Source organism: Nitrobacter vulgaris, from assembly GCF_031453995.1.
GTDB lineage: Bacteria > Pseudomonadota > Alphaproteobacteria > Rhizobiales > Xanthobacteraceae > Nitrobacter > Nitrobacter vulgaris.
Window position 1 is genome coordinate 17435 of sequence record NZ_JAVDPZ010000005.1, and the last position, 15066, is coordinate 32500.

Below are 15066 nucleotides of genomic sequence, written 5' to 3' on the forward strand. Positions count from 1 at the left end.
CGTCTGCGGTGATATTACGGTTTTTCCGACTCAAAACCTGAGCGTGCAAGTTGTGCCCATCTCATGCGCTAGCATCGAGGATACCATCCAGACCGCGCACTAAACGCCGCACTTGCTGATATGGTCGCGCGAAACCATGGGAGGATGGCGCATGGCCATGTCGGAAGTGGAGAATGCAAGAGCGAGGCCGTTTGCGATCTGGACGATCGGTTTCAGACCGTTCTTCCTGATGGCTGGCGTCTGGTCGGCGGTGGCGCTTGCCGGATGGATCGCCATGCTCGCAATGGGGCTCACGCTGCCCAGCCGCTTCGATCCCCTCACATGGCATATCCATGAAATGCTGTTCGGGTTCGTCCTGGCTGTGATCGCCGGTTTTCTGCTCACCGCGATTCCGAACTGGACCGGCCGTGCTCCGATCAGTGGCCTGCCGCTCGCTGCACTGGCGCTGTTGTGGCTCGCGGGTCGCGTTACGTGTCTCGTTTCAACGTCGATCCCGCTCGGGCTGGCTGCGGCAATCGACCTTGCTTTCCCATTCGTGCTTTGCGGGGTTGTCGCTCGCGAAATCATTGTGGGCCGCAACTGGCGCAACATGGTCATGCCGGTCCCACTTGCCGTGCTCGGCGTCGCAGACCTTCTGATGTATCTGGAACTCGCAGGTTTTTCGGTACCCGCGGGTCTGGGATGGCGCCTGGCGCTGACCGCGATCATCGTCCTGATCTCGGTCGTCGGCGGTCGGATCGTCCCGAGCTTCACGCGTAACTGGCTCGTCAAGAAAAATGCGCCCCGCCTTCCGCCCGAACACGGACACATCGATAGCCTCGCACTTGTAACACTCCATGCGGGGATGATCGGATGGGCGATTTTTCCCGAGATCTGGCCTTTCGGGTGGCTGTTGCTTCTTGGCGCGGCGCTCAATCTTTGGCGGCTCGGCCGCTGGCGCGGCATGGCCGCCAGGGCCGAGCCGCTATTGACCGTTCTTCACACCGGATATCTGTGGGTCATCGTCGGGGCGGCTTTGCTGGGCGTTTCGATGCTGACCGATCATGTGCCTCAGGCCGCGGCAATCCACGCGCTGACCGCCGGCGCCATCGGAACGATGACGCTTGGTGTCATGACCCGCGTTTCACTCGGCCACACCGGACGCGCCCTCACATCGGATCGGATCACCGCCTTGATCTACCTGCTCGTGATACTCGCCGCCATCGCGCGGGTGGCAGCTTGGGATAGTGGATCGTCAGCGATGTTGATCGAGGTTTCGGCTGCATTGTGGATCAGCAGCTTCGGCCTATTCGCGCTCCGATACGGACCGATCTTGGTGGCGCCCCGCGTGCAGCCCGTGGACGTTCAGCCCGGCAAATAACAAAGTTATTCGCCGGGCGGCGAGTGCTGGCGCGGTGCGCAACCTCGGGACATTCGTGGCCTTGCCGATCTAATCGTGTTTATCGGTCGACGTTGAGCACCGCGCCCGTCGTGGCATCGACGTCGACTTCCATATACTGGCCGGCTGCGTCGCGGCCTTCGATCTGCCACTCATGACCGGCGAACTCCGCGTCAGAGACAGCGGTAATACCGACTTCAAACGCGACGCCAAGCGCCTCTTGCATCGAGAGAAGACTACCGGAGTCATAGGCCATCGCCGGAGTGGCCGCGCCGAGGGAAACCGCGGCAGCCATCGACAGAATGTACTTTCGCATGTGGAAGTCCTTGTCGAGGTCATCAAGCTGTGCACGTCGCAGTGCAACATCAATGAGAACCGAGAGCCCTGCATTGCGTTCCCGTCCCCCACGCGGCAAATTTGAGCGAGTGGGCGGGCGGCCGTGGCGTTTTTCTGGCCATACCTTGGCGAGCCAACATGCGGGTCGTCGCGATCGGATGCCGAGATACCTATGCTGAAGATGTGTGGCGATCAACTCCTGCATCTGCGCTGCACCGACCCCGTCGCGCTGCAAGAATTACCGCCCGGATAAACTTCCGCTTTTCTTATCGGCCGGTGGCGGATCGATCCGACATTGCATTATGCAGTGCAGCCCTGTGCCGAGGAATGCGATCTCCGCTTTCCCGTCGAACGCCCGCAGACCGGCATTCAGAAGCTGCGTTCCAAACCCCGGCTTGCCCTGCGCAGTGATCATAGGCCCGCCTGATTCGTCCCAGACGATTGACAGCAGGCCGTTGGTTACAGTCCAAGACACATGGAGCAGGCCATGGGGCGTGGAGAACGCGCCGTATTTGGCGGCGTTGGTGGCGAGTTCGTGAAACATCAGCGCCAAACTGACCGCGAGCTTCGTCGGCAGAAAGAGGGGGCCGCCGTTCAGCGTAAACCGGACGTGGCCGTAGGGGCCGAGCTCCGAGCGTAGCAGATCGATGATATCGCAGCCACGTTCGTCGGTGCGTGCGATCAGGTCATCGGCTGTGGCCAGCGCGCCGAAGCAGCCGTCGATCTTGGCCCGGGCCGCCGGATAATCGTGAAGCGCCTGTCTGCTCACCGCATGAATAGTGGCGAGTTTGTTCTTGAGGCGGTGGCGCAGTTCTTCCACCACGAGTTCGCGATAGCGCTGTTCCTTTTCGAGTTCGGTCGTGAGTTCGCGGTGATGGACGACGAGAGAACGATGGCGTCGCACCCCCAGGATGATGAGCGCCGCGACGACAAAATAGATCGCCATAAGTATTGCCGCGGCCATAACCTGTGGCGCCTCGCCGAAATTCAGCATCACGCCGAGAGCTGCGCCGCCAATCGCGGCGGCAATTCCGGCTCGCTCTCCGCCGAACGCGGCTGCGACAAAAACGCCGGGAAGATAGATGCTGTAAGGTACGTCCGTTCGCAGCAGCGAGATGCCGAAGCGGAACGCGGTGGCGAGCATCAGGCAGACGGCCGTGAGGCCGAAACCCAGAACCGCCGGAGGCTCGGAGATTCCCTGCCACCCGCGCCGGAATTCCTCGATCCACTTGGCCATCCGGCCCCCACTGCAATGTCACGCCGGCACCGCTGAAATTCGCCGGGGCAGATGTCTGCAGGCAGCTTAGCTTAAAGGCACGGCCGGCTAGCATACAATCTTTCTTCCGCAAGGGAATTGACCCAACCGTCCTCGAGGCTCGATGCTTTCGAGACAAGCTGATGTGATCCGTTTCCGGTCTGCGGAACGTCCGCAACAGGATGCGTCTGGCCTGGCGGCGATCAAGCGTCACGCCCATGGAAAGAGCAGCTCCCAGCGCGCGTTTTTTGCCGGGATATTGGATAGAATTCGGTATAACTTCCGCTGTCTTCCCTATAGTTCGCTACGCTTCTCATCACGTCAGGAATTTTGGCTGGATTGCCATGGACATATCACATTTAGCCGAACATTTCGGGACCGTCGGCGGGGTGGCCGCTTCGTTCTTTGTGGTCGCCACCTGCACCATGCGGACCATGATCCCGCTCCGTGCTTTCGGCATGCTGGCCAATCTCATGCTGATGATCACTGCGCTTCCGCTCCACAATTTCCTGCAATTTGGGCTTCACGCAGGACTGTTCTGTCTCAACGGCTATCGCTTGCACCAGATGCTTCTGCTCGTGCGCGAGGTGAAGAAGTCCGTCAACAGCGATCTATCGATGGACTGGCTGAAGCCCTTTATGACCAAGCGCAAGTGCAAGACCGGAGAAATGCTGTTCTATAAGAACGAAAAGGCGGAGACGATGTTCTACATCGTCAGCGGCCGCTACCGTCTGGTGGAGTCCGGCATTGAGCTTCCGGTTGGCGCAATAGTTGGTGAGCTCGGCATGCTGTCTCCTTACAACGAGCGCACCCAATCGCTGGAGTGCATCGAGAGCGGTACGGTGCTCAGCGTGAGCTACCGCCAAGTCGAGGAGCTTTACGTCCAGAATCCGGAATTCGGTTTCTATTTCCTGCGGCTGGCCAGCGCGCGGCTGTTTCAGAACATTGGCAGGCTCGAAGAGCGGCTCGCTGAACATGCGGCGCCCGCGGTCATGACGCCTAAGCTCGCATGAATTTCGGCAGAAGCAAAGCCGCAGACGTTCTTCCCGCCATCCGTTCGATGTTCGCGACTGTTTCAGGCGAGAACAACCATCTGATTCCGACGCTGCCGGCGGACATGCCTGAAGAAGCGAGGCGTGTGGCGGTCGATGGCGTGAAACACCTGGTCGAATATCAAGGAGCAGGTTACGCGCAGTTGTATGTCGCCCGGCTTCGGCGGTTTATCGGCCGGCGCAATGTTGATGATAAAGTGTTTGCCGATATCGCGCGTCTGATGGCCGTGCGTATGGCTTATGACGATCCTATCCGCATGGCGCAGCTCAAGCTTGCTGAATTCCGAATGGGTCTGCATGTTCCGTCTGATATTCGCAAGCTACGTCTCGACGAACTGGTGTCCGTGCTCCCAAAACGGGGAGCCGATCCTGTATTCTCGCTGCTTGACCGCCTCGGGTGGCGACACCTGCCGGTCACCATGCGGTTCAGTGCAGCGAGTGGATTGGGGGTTAGATCCCTCAGAATCAAGACGTCGCTCAGGCGATGGCGGCTGTCATCTCTCCGTTATGCCAATGAGCGCGTTTGGGTCGAGCGCTGGCTGCATATGATCGATCGCAGCCTGGCAAAGCAGCCTGCCGCAGTCGCCGCGGTGGTTGCGACGGCCGAAATGGTGCAGGGATACGGAGATGATTACGCTCAGAATCTGCGTAACTGGAATCTGATTATCGACCATCTTGTCAAACCGACCTTCGACGGTGCGATGTGCTGCTCTGATCTGGGTGTCTCAATAGCCGAGGCGCGGGCGGCCGTGGATCGTGATCCTCAGCAGGAATCGTTGAAGCGTGTCATCGCGGGGATAAGGGAGCGGGCCGGTGCCGACACCCGGAGGGTCGATTGAGCGGTGTATCCCGGTCCAGAGATGGCATAATGAAGGTGCTTGAGCCGCTCGATACGCAGAACGCTCGCACAGCTTGCCTCGTTCATGAATATGCGAACTTCAAAAACCGGACATTAGCAGGGGCGTCTGCGTGATACTTCCTTCGTTGTCGTCGTCGATCGCAGTGGGTCCGCTTGTTGGCTGGATGGTCGTGCTGACCATCAAGCATGTGTTGGCCGATTTCGTGTTGCAGAATTCCTGGATGGCGGTCGGCAAGGATCAAAAGACCGGCTGGGCGCTGCCGCTGCTCTCGCACTGTCTCGTGCATCTCGTGTTGGCGCTGGTGCTGATTCTGCTTATCGCGCCACGCTTCTGGTTCATCGCCTTTATCGATTTCGCGATTCATATCGTCGTGGATCGCGCCAAGGGTATCTGTGTCTCCGCCTTCGACGTGACACATCAGCACCCGTGGTTCTGGACGCTGATAGGCGTCGATCAGACACTGCATCATCTCACCGGATTCGGTCTGGCGATCGTCATGGCATTCAACGCGTGACCTGAAATACGTGATCTGGCGACGCACCTGCGAATCGCGAATCGTGGCCCGGTTTGATTCGGAACCGGAATGCAAGTCTCGCCGGCCTGACTTTGCGGGCGTGGTTAACTTCTCGTTAGGGAATTGTGTTGCATCCTTAGGACTTGAGGAGAGTTGCGCATGTGCTCTAGCGCCGACGCTTTCGAGAACGACATCTGCCCAGTCAAGGATGATCTGTTGGGCGCCATGTATCGCGCCAGTGAGCATGGGTTGCCTCAGCTCATTGCCAGCGTCGCTCCGGATGTACGAGCGATGCTGGCACTGTTCTGCTACCACCGGAGCCATCTGCACGCACTGGCTTTGTCAATCGCTTCAAGCTGCACCGAGCGCGATCTGGTCGCAGTCGGTGGCCGCGTCGGTTCCACGCTGTTCGCGCTGTCACGCAACGCACGGCAACCCCATGCTCCGTCGCAGCACGGCCAGCGCAAGCCTATTACGTTGTCAACAAAGCCGCTCAGCACGTTCGTGCCGCTCGACGACCTGGCCGACGACGAGGAGGCTGCGCTGGTACCGGCATAACGGTCGCGCAGCTCAAACGCCTATTTCTTTTCCCTGGTGATGATGCCCGGCAATGTGAGATTGCCGGAAGCGACCTTGTAGGTGCCGGTGACGCAAAGAAGCGGGGCCTTTCCGGCTTCGTTGACCTGCAGATGCGCGGCGACGGCATCAAAGTTGACGTTCTCCGCTCCCTTGACTGGCACGGTAATACGCACCGTTTGTCCTTTAAGAATGGGGCTCATGCCTGGGCTGTCCAACGCGAGAGGCAGGCCGGGCGCGGTGGCCGGCAATAGATCCTGCCCCGGCGAAATGTCCAGCACCTTGAGGCCGCCGGCGCAGCCCTTGTCGCTGGCCAGTACTACCCAGTGCGAATGCCAGCCCGCGCCGTCATTGGTCGGATCGCCATCGCCGTTTTCGTCGAATAGCGGTGTGTCGTCAAAGTCCGGATGCGCGGTAATGGCGAGCGCCAGGATGCCGGAACCTTTAGCAAAGCCGACCGTCGCGGGATCGAGCTTGGTCGGCCAGACGTAGGCGTCGACTTTGGCGCCGGCGAGCTTTCCGACCTTTTGCGGCTTCAGCGAACCGGCATCGCCGCTAACCTCCATGGCGAAGGTGGCAAGCCGGCCGTCGGTCGAGGCGGAGGCGCTGGTGACGTCGAACGCCGGCGGTACGGTGGCATCGGGCTTGGCGCGGATATCGTGGGCGAAAGCGGAGGTTGACAGCGTGCCTTGCAGCAAGATGAAAGCTAACGTTCTCGTGGAGAGCTTGGGCATGGAGGCGAACATAGAGAACTCCAGTTGTTAATATCGAGTCGATACTATATGTCTGATCGACGATCGGGGTGTCAACTAAAAATAGCGAGTCGCTACTATGTTATTATCCAAAGCCCTTGAAGCGGCTTATCTGATTGACCGCCTGGATCGGCTGACCCGCAGCGGCGGAAACATCGCGGAGCTCAATCCTGCGCAGTGGGAGGCGTTGCGCTACTTGTCACGGGCTAACCGTTTCTCGCGCACGCCGGCGGCGCTTGCCGGTTACGTTGGCTCGACTCGCGGGACCATTTCACAAACCCTGATTGCGCTGGAGCAGAAGGGGTTGGCGTCGCGGCAGTCCAGCCGGCGCGACGGCCGCTCGGTCGAATTGGCGCTGACCCGGCGCGGCGAGGCCGTATTGAGGGATGATCCGCTGCGGCGGCTGGCGGACGACATTACGGCCGCCACGGGCGGCGATGCTGGCGAGTTGCTCGCGACGTTACAGGGCATCCTGTCGGCAACGATCGCGAGGAACGACGGACGGGCTTTCGGAGTCTGCCGCACATGCAGGCATTTCCGCCACGATGCCAAACCGGGCAGCGCCTCGCCGCATCATTGCAATTTACTCGATGAAGCGCTCTCCGATTCTGATGGGGGCGCGATCTGTCAGGAGCACGATGCTGCCGCCTGAACAGCAGCTCGATCATGATTCCGGGTCGAAGCGATCCAAAATCACGCACGTGATAGATTCCAGAATTTTGAGAGGTGAGATACGGGCGGAAAGCCGCTACGAACCTTCCTTATCCCGCTCGGGTTAAGCTACTCCCGCAGTGAGAGCGCGCCAATCAGACGGCATCCACCAGAATGACCCGTATGTCGTTGACGTTGGTGAGCGTCGGTCCGGTGAATAGCAGGTCACCGCTGGCTGCGAAGAAGCCGGTGGCGTCGTTGTTGGCGAGATAGACGGCGGGATCGAGGTTCTGCGCGCGCATCGCCCCGTACGTGCGGGCATCGATCACGGCGCCGGCGGGATCGGAGGCATCGCCCGCTCCGCCGTCGGCGCCATCGGTGTCGGCCGCCAGCGCGGAAATGCCCCGCGCGTTCTTAAGCTGTGATGCAAGCGCCAGCGCATATTCCTGATTGGGGCCGCCGCGCCCGTTGCCGCGAACTGTTACGGTGAGTTCGCCGCCGGACAGGATGGCGAGCTTGCGGCCGTCGGCTCGCGCCTTCAGCGCTAGTTTCGCGTGATCCATTGCAACATCGCGAGCTTCTCCTTCGAGATTCGCGCCGAGGTCGAGCACCTCAAAGCCGGCATCGTGTGCGAGTCTGACGGCGACGTCGAGCGAAGTCCTTGGCCGTGCGACGATCTCGAAACGGGTGCGGGCGAAGGCGGCGTCGCCGGGCTTGCAGCTTTCGTTGGCTGGATCGTTGAGGGCATGGCTAACAGCATCGTCGCATACGATTTTGTATTTTGCGACCAACGCGCGGGCGTCTGCCAGCGTGGTTGGGTCGGGCACCGTGGGGCCGGAGGCAATGGCCGTCGGCTCATCGCGCGGCACGTCCGATATCGCCAGCGTTACGATCTCGGCGCGCCTGCCCGTGCGCGCAAGCCGCCCGCCCTTGATCCGCGACAAGTGCTTGCGCACCGTGTTGACTTCGCCGATCGGGGCGCCGGAGCGGAGCAGGGCATGGTTGAGCTGCTGCTTCTGAGCGAACGACACGCCATTCACAGGCGCAATCCAGTTCGCCGAGCCGCCGCCCGAAAGCAATACCAGCAGCAGATCGTCGGCTGTCGCGGTACTCGCGAGGGTCAGACTGACGCCGGCGCTGCGCCAACCCGCTTCATCGGGCACGGGATGGCCGGCCTCGATCACCTTGATTCGACGCGTCGGCACGCTATGGCCGTAACGTGTGGTGGCGAGGCCGGTCAGCCGGGCGGGATCAAGACCGGCAGCGTCGAGATAGTGTTGTTCCACCACTGCGGCCATGGCAGCGGCGGCTTTGCCGGCGGCGAGGCAGATCACGCGGCCTTCCGGCGCGGGTGGCAGATGTGCCTCGAGAATGTTGTCAGGATGCGCGGCGGCGACACTCGCGTCGAAGAGGGCACGCAGCAGCTTGCGATGGTCGGTCATGCTCGGATCTTGCCGAACGGCGCAAGACGTTGAACAGGTCGCATGTCCATCGGAAGCGGACCGAGCCAACCATGCTCAAAAAACTTACCTGGAATGTCGGCTCGGGCCATCGCCGTTCGTCTGGAAGAGAGGCACACACTCTGACCGGATGGACGTTCCATGCAGCTATTATCGATATGCTCGAATCTGGATTGTCTCTACCTGATTGTATGCTGGATCAAGTTGCGAATTTCCGCCGCGCTGAGAGATTTTTGCTTGCCTTTACTCTTTCGGCGAACCAACCAGGCTTGTTCCGACTAGAGCGTTTTCGAGCGAAGTGGATGCCGCTCGCGCGATGACAACGCGTCAGATCGAAATCATAGAAGCCACGCTTCCAATCCGCGTCAAAGACGAAAAGTCTAGCGGTTGGAGACCTGTCGAGGCAGCGGTAGGGCAGGTGAGCCCGCGGCATCCGATACCCTGGCAACGGCGCCGCGGCTATTCATCATCGCCTCGAGCCGGTCGCGTTCCTTCTCAAAGCCGGCCAGGATCGTGCCGTCCAGTGATCGCCCCCGCGGAAGCCTGACGCGCATCGGATCGACGAAGCGGTCGTTAACGAGAATTTCATAGTGCACGTGCGCTCCGGTGGAGCGGCCGGTCGAACCGACAAAGCCGATCACCTGTCCTTGCCGGACGCGCTTGCCTGGTTCGAGGCCCTTCGCGAAGGCCGACATGTGGCCGTACGCGGTTTCATAGCCGTTGTTGTGCTTGATACGGACATACTTGCCGTAGCCGCCTTCCCATTCTGCTTTTTCGACGACGCCATTGCCGGTCGCGAAAATTGGTGTGCCATAAGGTGCCGCCCAATCGACGCCGGTGTGCATTTTCACGTAGCCGAGGATGGGGTGGCGCCGAACGCCGAATCCTGATCGCATGATCGCGCTGGCGACCGGTTTGCGGACCAGGAACTTCTTCGCGCTCTTGCCGCTCTCGTCATAATAATCGACGGCGGCGTCGTCGGGGGTTTGGAAACGATAGTATTTCTTGGTCTCACCACCCACGGTGAGCGAGGCATAAAGCACTTCGTTTTTCTCGGTCGTCGGCGTTCCGTCGTCGTCGCCGGCGTAGAAAACGTCGAATGAATCGCCGGGCTGGACCTTGCGCTGGAAATCGATGTCGTAGGAGTAGATGCGGACCATGTCCTCGATGATCGCTGGCGGCACCTTGTCCCGCAGCGCGGTCTCGTAGATGCTTTGATAAAGTCGGACTCCGCGGTCATCGTCGGTGTCGCTGCTGTCGGCGACATCGGCGATCGAATTCATGCTGGCGACGTCGACAGCGACGTAATTGCCGAGATCCGACAGTGCGGCGACAGCCTCGATGGTGGAATCGTTCGCCACGATCACGCGGTAGGGGACGAGTCGCTGGTCGGAGGCCGCAGGCGCCATCAGGACACGCAACTTCTGGCCTTCCCTGAGTCCGCCGTCGCGGCCTCGAGGTCCGAGCGTGCTTGCGATCGCATGGGCTTCTTCCGGCGTTGCGCCCTGGTCCCGCAGCACCGAGGCGATGGTGTCGCCTCTCCTGACCAGATGCACGCGCTCGCCCAGTGGATTGCCGCCGGTAAGTTGTTCGCTGGTTTTCGAAAGCAGCGTGACGTTTTCCGGGACAATACGGGCCTCAAACCCGGCATAGGGGTCTACGCTACCTTCGGCGGCGTAGGCCATTTTGATGCCCGACGTCGGGCCAGCGGTCTCTACCGCAGCCTCGGCCATCGTGTACCGCACACCGCTGTTGCCGCGCCAGTTCGAGGCATCGCGTACCCGCATCAAAACTTCATCGATCGGGATGGTTGCCGCGATCGTCGCCTTCGGGAGGATCGTTGCGAGATCACGGGTCACGAAGGAAACTTCGGCGTCTGGTTCGGCCGCCGTCGCGGCGCTTGTATCGTCTGTGGCAGTGCGGGCGTGGCTACCACCGTCGGCCAGCAGGCGTTGCGCATTGAATGGCGGAATCTTTGCGCTGAGATCGCCGGTCGCCATCAACAGGTTGCCGGATACCCGAACGAAGGGCCGGACCCGCATCACGTCGCGGTTGCCGGCGCGGGTCACGGTCGAGACGCGAATGACCTGCCTTGCAGCGGCCGCCTCGCTCGGCGGCGGCAGGCGATCGCTCTTGTGAAGGCTGGCCTGATGGTCACCGGTTCCGAACGAGCCGCGAAGTCCACCTTCGACGCGCTCGGCTACCCTCGCAAAGGTGGTTTCACCATCGAGCGACGCAAAAACGGCGCCGCCGATAAGAGCCGCGCCGCACAGGCCTGTAAGAATGGTGCCGCTGAACCACTGCACGGAGATGCGGCGGCGGTCGATGACGGCGGCTTCGGATCCGTCCGCAGAAAGCGGCGGCTCATGACCCAGGTCAATGATCCCCGTCTCGCGTCCTCGATCCCCACTGCGTGCTGCGTTCAATCCGCCGTCCCCCAAATTCCTGCAACCGGCGAAACTCTTGCGTATCCCGGCGTCCGACGCCCTCGGGCGAGAGACGAAAGATTCGCGCGCTTCATGCTCAGGGCTCCCGCCGGTTGGCCTGGGTCACGAACATCAACGGCGTCTGAGCCCTCGATGCATTGCGGTCGCCTGGACAAGGCGATGCGACCGTGGATGACCACCGTCTGCTGAAAGCTACCAATTCCTGGACTTAACGAAATGGCCGCTGCCCCTAGCAATCGGCGATTCAAGACTTATTTCTGGAGAACGTCGCAGGAATGTGGCTCAAGTACGGCATTTCGCAGGGCTTTTTGGCCTGCGATGTTGTTTTACCCGATGCAACAATTTGTTGACGATGGGCGTTGACAAGCGTCCGACGGTGGGACTATAAACCGCCCACTGAACGCGGCGCGGCCTTGGGCCTTACCAAGGCCCTTAGCTGTGTCGGTGAAGCTCCTCACTAGGTTGAGTGAATCAACAGCCGATAGCCATCGGTTGTTATTTGTCGTCCGGTGAGTGCTTCACGGATCTTCCAGCGATGGAAGATGGGTCCTTGGACCCGGGCTGTTTGACAAGTGAAGATGAAGAAAGAGAAACGTGGACGGCGGAGTCCTTGCGGGTTTCGATCAATGAAGGCTTCGGCTTTCGTGGATTGAGGCCGGACGAAAGACTTCGGCGGTACACGTTTTAAAGGTTACACCATCGTCATCAGCGATGTGAATCGCGGATGGCTGTTAGCTTCGGCTAACAAAAAATGGTGGGACCTCGTCAAACGTTGTGATCAGCCGGCTCAAAGTTTCAAGTCCAACTTGAGAGTTTGATCCTGGCTCAGAGCGAACGCTGGCGGCAGGCTTAACACATGCAAGTCGAACGGGCGTAGCAATACGTCAGTGGCAGACGGGTGAGTAACGCGTGGGAACGTACCTTTTGGTTCGGAACAACACAGGGAAACTTGTGCTAATACCGGATAAGCCCTTACGGGGAAAGATTTATCGCCGAAAGATCGGCCCGCGTCTGATTAGCTTGTTGGTGAGGTAATGGCTCACCAAGGCGACGATCAGTAGCTGGTCTGAGAGGATGATCAGCCACATTGGGACTGAGACACGGCCCAAACTCCTACGGGAGGCAGCAGTGGGGAATATTGGACAATGGGCGCAAGCCTGATCCAGCCATGCCGCGTGAGTGATGAAGGCCCTAGGGTTGTAAAGCTCTTTTGTGCGGGAAGATAATGACGGTACCGCAAGAATAAGCCCCGGCTAACTTCGTGCCAGCAGCCGCGGTAATACGAAGGGGGCTAGCGTTGCTCGGAATTACTGGGCGTAAAGGGTGCGTAGGCGGGTCTTTAAGTCAGAGGTGAAATCCTGGAGCTCAACTCCAGAACTGCCTTTGATACTGAGGATCTTGAGTTCGGGAGAGGTGAGTGGAACTGCGAGTGTAGAGGTGAAATTCGTAGATATTCGCAAGAACACCAGTGGCGAAGGCGGCTCACTGGCCCGATACTGACGCTGAGGCACGAAAGCGTGGGGAGCAAACAGGATTAGATACCCTGGTAGTCCACGCCGTAAACGATGAATGCCAGCCGTTAGTGGGTTTACTCACTAGTGGCGCAGCTAACGCTTTAAGCATTCCGCCTGGGGAGTACGGTCGCAAGATTAAAACTCAAAGGAATTGACGGGGGCCCGCACAAGCGGTGGAGCATGTGGTTTAATTCGACGCAACGCGCAGAACCTTACCAGCCCTTGACATGTCCATGACCGGTCGCAGAGATGTGACCTTCTCTTCGGAGCATGGAGCACAGGTGCTGCATGGCTGTCGTCAGCTCGTGTCGTGAGATGTTGGGTTAAGTCCCGCAACGAGCGCAACCCCCGTCCTTAGTTGCTACCATTTAGTTGAGCACTCTAAGGAGACTGCCGGTGATAAGCCGCGAGGAAGGTGGGGATGACGTCAAGTCCTCATGGCCCTTACGGGCTGGGCTACACACGTGCTACAATGGCGGTGACAATGGGAAGCAAAGGGGCAACCCCTAGCAAATCTCAAAAAACCGTCTCAGTTCGGATTGGGCTCTGCAACCCGAGCCCATGAAGTTGGAATCGCTAGTAATCGTGGATCAGCATGCCACGGTGAATACGTTCCCGGGCCTTGTACACACCGCCCGTCACACCATGGGAGTTGGTTTTACCTGAAGGCGGTGCGCTAACCCGCAAGGGAGGCAGCCGACCACGGTAGGGTCAGCGACTGGGGTGAAGTCGTAACAAGGTAGCCGTAGGGGAACCTGCGGCTGGATCACCTCCTTTCTAAGGATGGTTCTTCAACAGCTTGCTGTTATCGAACCGTTTTAGAAACATCAGTGGCCAATGATCGTCAGGATCGTTGAGCCGCATTGGCGGGATTTCGCCGTCTTCGTTTCTCTTTCTTCGCGGACGAACACGCGCCAGGGGCGGCGCTTGTGCTCATGATCCGGTTAAGCCGGCGGAGTGCGCTGTCCCTAGTCGCTAGGGGCTTGTAGCTCAGTTGGTTAGAGCGCGCGCTTGATAAGCGTGAGGTCGGAAGTTCAAGTCTTCCCAGGCCCACCATTTGATCAAGTGCAGCATTCGTCTTCTGGTACGGGGCCATAGCTCAGCTGGGAGAGCGCGTGCTTTGCAAGCATGAGGTCGTCGGTTCGATCCCGTCTGGCTCCACCAGATGGTTTGATTGATCGGCATTGTTTGATTGATTTCGTCCGCGAAAACAACGCTTCGCATGTCTCATTTGTTATAGATGGACATGCGGGTTTTCTGACATCGTAAAGAGGAGATCGATCCGAGTCTGGATCGTGGGTCGTGCTGGAAAGCACGGTCTGCGCCCATTCACTATCTCCAGGTCATTTCGGCGCTCGGTCATGTCGTAACGCAAGTTGCGAGGTGAGCGGGTTGTAAATGATCCTGTTAGCGAAGCTTGACCGCCTCGCTATCGGTTCGATCTTACGAAGCAAGCTGGTCTTTCTAATCAATGTCCAGCCGCATGCAGCATTCATCGAGGGTGCGTGTTGAGGGGGCTTTCGGGCTCCTGACGCAGGTGTGCGGACAACATTCTGCCGAGTGTGTGGATATTGATAATGAGAGCAATCAAGTGCCTTAAGGGTGTTCGGTGGATGCCTTGGCGCTGAGAGGCGATGAAGGACGTACTACGCTGCGATAAGCCGTGAGGAGCTGCGAAGAAGCTTTGATCCACGGATTTCCGAATGGGGAAACCCACCTTCGATAGCCGAAACTCTAAGCGCATGATGACGCAAGTCGTCGTGGGTTTGGATTTTCGGTTATCAAGCGAAGGTATGAGACTTCTGAATACATAGGAGGTTTCAAGCAAACCCAGGGAACTGAAACATCTAAGTACCTGGAGGAAAGGACATCAACAGAGACTCCGGTAGTAGTGGCGAGCGAACCCGGACCAGGCCAGTCATGAATGTGAGACAACCAGAACCTGTCAGGAAAGCAGGGCCTCAGAGGGTGATAGCCCCGTATGGGTAATGCAAGCATTCATGCTCGAGTAAGGCGGGACACGTGAAATCCTGTCTGAACATGGGGGGACCACCCTCCAAGCCTAAGTACTCCTCAGCGACCGATAGTGAACCAGTACCGTGAGGGAAAGGTGAAAAGCACCCCGACGAGGGGAGTGAAATAGACCTGAAACCGGACACCTACAAACAGACGGAGCCCAAGATACGTTCTGGGTGACGTCGTACCTTTTGTATTATGGGCCAGCGACTTAATTTAACGAGCAAGCTTAAGCCGATAGGTGTAGGCGTAGCG

At 59.3% G+C, this 15066-nt stretch carries 11 protein-coding genes, 2 tRNA genes and 2 rRNA genes (1 of these 15 running past the window's edge); 10 read left to right on the plus strand and 5 right to left on the minus strand.

The window, feature by feature from the left end:
• Window positions 1–151 precede the first annotated feature (151 nt).
• Window positions 152–1360 carry an NnrS family protein gene (locus tag GGQ85_RS04210; protein ID WP_309773482.1) on the plus strand — a complete coding sequence of 403 codons (1209 nt, stop codon included), beginning with the start codon at window positions 152–154 and terminating at the stop codon, window positions 1358–1360.
• A gap of 79 nt (window positions 1361–1439) precedes the next feature.
• On the opposite strand, the gene GGQ85_RS04215 is transcribed toward GGQ85_RS04210, so the two are convergent.
• Window positions 1440–1694 (minus strand): PepSY domain-containing protein, encoded by a 255-nt coding sequence (locus tag GGQ85_RS04215; protein WP_309773483.1) that lies wholly within the window; start codon window positions 1692–1694, stop codon window positions 1440–1442.
• A 258-nt stretch (window positions 1695–1952) separates the two neighbouring features.
• A complete protein-coding gene (locus GGQ85_RS04220; protein WP_309773484.1) occupies window positions 1953–2951 on the minus strand; it encodes a sensor histidine kinase in 999 nt (332 codons plus the stop codon).
• A 362-nt stretch (window positions 2952–3313) separates the two neighbouring features.
• Here GGQ85_RS04220 and GGQ85_RS04225 point away from each other — a divergent pair, with 362 nt between their 5' ends.
• The 4 genes from GGQ85_RS04225 to GGQ85_RS04240 all read left to right on the plus strand — a co-directional run bounded on the left by GGQ85_RS04225 (window position 3314) and on the right by GGQ85_RS04240 (window position 5953).
• The gene (locus GGQ85_RS04225; RefSeq protein ID WP_309773485.1) at window positions 3314–3982 is read left to right on the plus strand and encodes a Crp/Fnr family transcriptional regulator; all 669 of its coding nucleotides are present in this window, start codon (window positions 3314–3316) and stop codon (window positions 3980–3982) included.
• Window positions 3979–4860 carry a DUF6537 domain-containing protein gene (locus GGQ85_RS04230; RefSeq protein ID WP_079445714.1) on the plus strand — a complete coding sequence of 294 codons (882 nt, stop codon included), beginning with the start codon at window positions 3979–3981 and terminating at the stop codon, window positions 4858–4860. The genes GGQ85_RS04225 and GGQ85_RS04230 overlap by 4 nt, the downstream gene beginning before the upstream one ends.
• Window positions 4861–4990: 130 nt before the next feature.
• On the plus strand, window positions 4991–5395 hold the full coding sequence (locus GGQ85_RS04235; RefSeq protein ID WP_309773486.1) for a DUF3307 domain-containing protein: 405 nt from the start codon (window positions 4991–4993) through the stop codon (window positions 5393–5395).
• A gap of 159 nt (window positions 5396–5554) precedes the next feature.
• Window positions 5555–5953: a hypothetical protein gene (locus GGQ85_RS04240; RefSeq protein ID WP_079445716.1), complete on the plus strand. Its 399-nt coding sequence runs from the start codon at window positions 5555–5557 to the stop codon at window positions 5951–5953.
• Between the two features lie 20 nt (window positions 5954–5973).
• Here GGQ85_RS04240 and GGQ85_RS04245 read toward each other — a convergent pair whose 3' ends face one another.
• Window positions 5974–6717, minus strand: a complete 744-nt coding sequence (locus GGQ85_RS04245) for a hypothetical protein (protein ID WP_309773487.1) — start codon at window positions 6715–6717, stop codon at window positions 5974–5976.
• An 85-nt stretch (window positions 6718–6802) separates the two neighbouring features.
• Here GGQ85_RS04245 and GGQ85_RS04250 point away from each other — a divergent pair, with 85 nt between their 5' ends.
• Window positions 6803–7375 carry a MarR family transcriptional regulator gene (locus tag GGQ85_RS04250; RefSeq protein WP_309773488.1) on the plus strand — a complete coding sequence of 191 codons (573 nt, stop codon included), beginning with the start codon at window positions 6803–6805 and terminating at the stop codon, window positions 7373–7375.
• A gap of 154 nt (window positions 7376–7529) precedes the next feature.
• On the opposite strand, the gene GGQ85_RS04255 is transcribed toward GGQ85_RS04250, so the two are convergent.
• Both GGQ85_RS04255 and GGQ85_RS04260 read right to left on the minus strand, forming a co-directional pair.
• A complete protein-coding gene (locus GGQ85_RS04255) occupies window positions 7530–8816 on the minus strand; it encodes a glycerate kinase type-2 family protein (protein WP_309773489.1) in 1287 nt (428 codons plus the stop codon).
• Window positions 8817–9214: 398 nt separating this feature from the next.
• The gene (locus GGQ85_RS04260; protein WP_309773490.1) at window positions 9215–11260 is read right to left on the minus strand and encodes a peptidoglycan DD-metalloendopeptidase family protein; all 2046 of its coding nucleotides are present in this window, start codon (window positions 11258–11260) and stop codon (window positions 9215–9217) included.
• 823 nt (window positions 11261–12083) lie between these two features.
• Between GGQ85_RS04260 and GGQ85_RS04265 the strand changes: the two genes are divergently transcribed.
• The 4 genes from GGQ85_RS04265 to GGQ85_RS04280 form a co-directional block, all read left to right on the plus strand.
• Window positions 12084–13572: ribosomal RNA gene (locus GGQ85_RS04265) — 16S ribosomal RNA — on the plus strand.
• Window positions 13573–13774: 202 nt separating this feature from the next.
• A tRNA-Ile gene (locus GGQ85_RS04270) sits at window positions 13775–13851 on the plus strand.
• Window positions 13852–13883: 32 nt separating this feature from the next.
• Window positions 13884–13959, plus strand: a tRNA-Ala gene (locus tag GGQ85_RS04275).
• A gap of 421 nt (window positions 13960–14380) precedes the next feature.
• Window positions 14381–15066: ribosomal RNA gene (locus GGQ85_RS04280) — 23S ribosomal RNA — on the plus strand; it runs 2134 nt beyond the window's last position.
• Together the 16S and 23S rRNA genes with 2 tRNA genes alongside form the textbook arrangement of a ribosomal RNA operon.

Coding starts and splice junctions, on each gene's coding strand:
- GGQ85_RS04210 (WP_309773482.1), top strand. CDS start 152: ATGGCCATGTCGGAAGTGGAGAATGCAAGAGCGAGGCCGTTTGCGATC.
- GGQ85_RS04215 (WP_309773483.1), bottom strand. CDS start 1,694: ATGCGAAAGTACATTCTGTCGATGGCTGCCGCGGTTTCCCTCGGCGCG.
- GGQ85_RS04220 (WP_309773484.1), bottom strand. CDS start 2,951: ATGGCCAAGTGGATCGAGGAATTCCGGCGCGGGTGGCAGGGAATCTCC.
- GGQ85_RS04225 (WP_309773485.1), top strand. CDS start 3,314: ATGGACATATCACATTTAGCCGAACATTTCGGGACCGTCGGCGGGGTG.
- GGQ85_RS04230 (WP_079445714.1), top strand. CDS start 3,979: ATGAATTTCGGCAGAAGCAAAGCCGCAGACGTTCTTCCCGCCATCCGT.
- GGQ85_RS04240 (WP_079445716.1), top strand. CDS start 5,555: ATGTGCTCTAGCGCCGACGCTTTCGAGAACGACATCTGCCCAGTCAAG.
- GGQ85_RS04245 (WP_309773487.1), bottom strand. CDS start 6,717: ATGTTCGCCTCCATGCCCAAGCTCTCCACGAGAACGTTAGCTTTCATC.
- GGQ85_RS04250 (WP_309773488.1), top strand. CDS start 6,803: ATGTTATTATCCAAAGCCCTTGAAGCGGCTTATCTGATTGACCGCCTG.
- GGQ85_RS04255 (WP_309773489.1), bottom strand. CDS start 8,816: ATGACCGACCATCGCAAGCTGCTGCGTGCCCTCTTCGACGCGAGTGTC.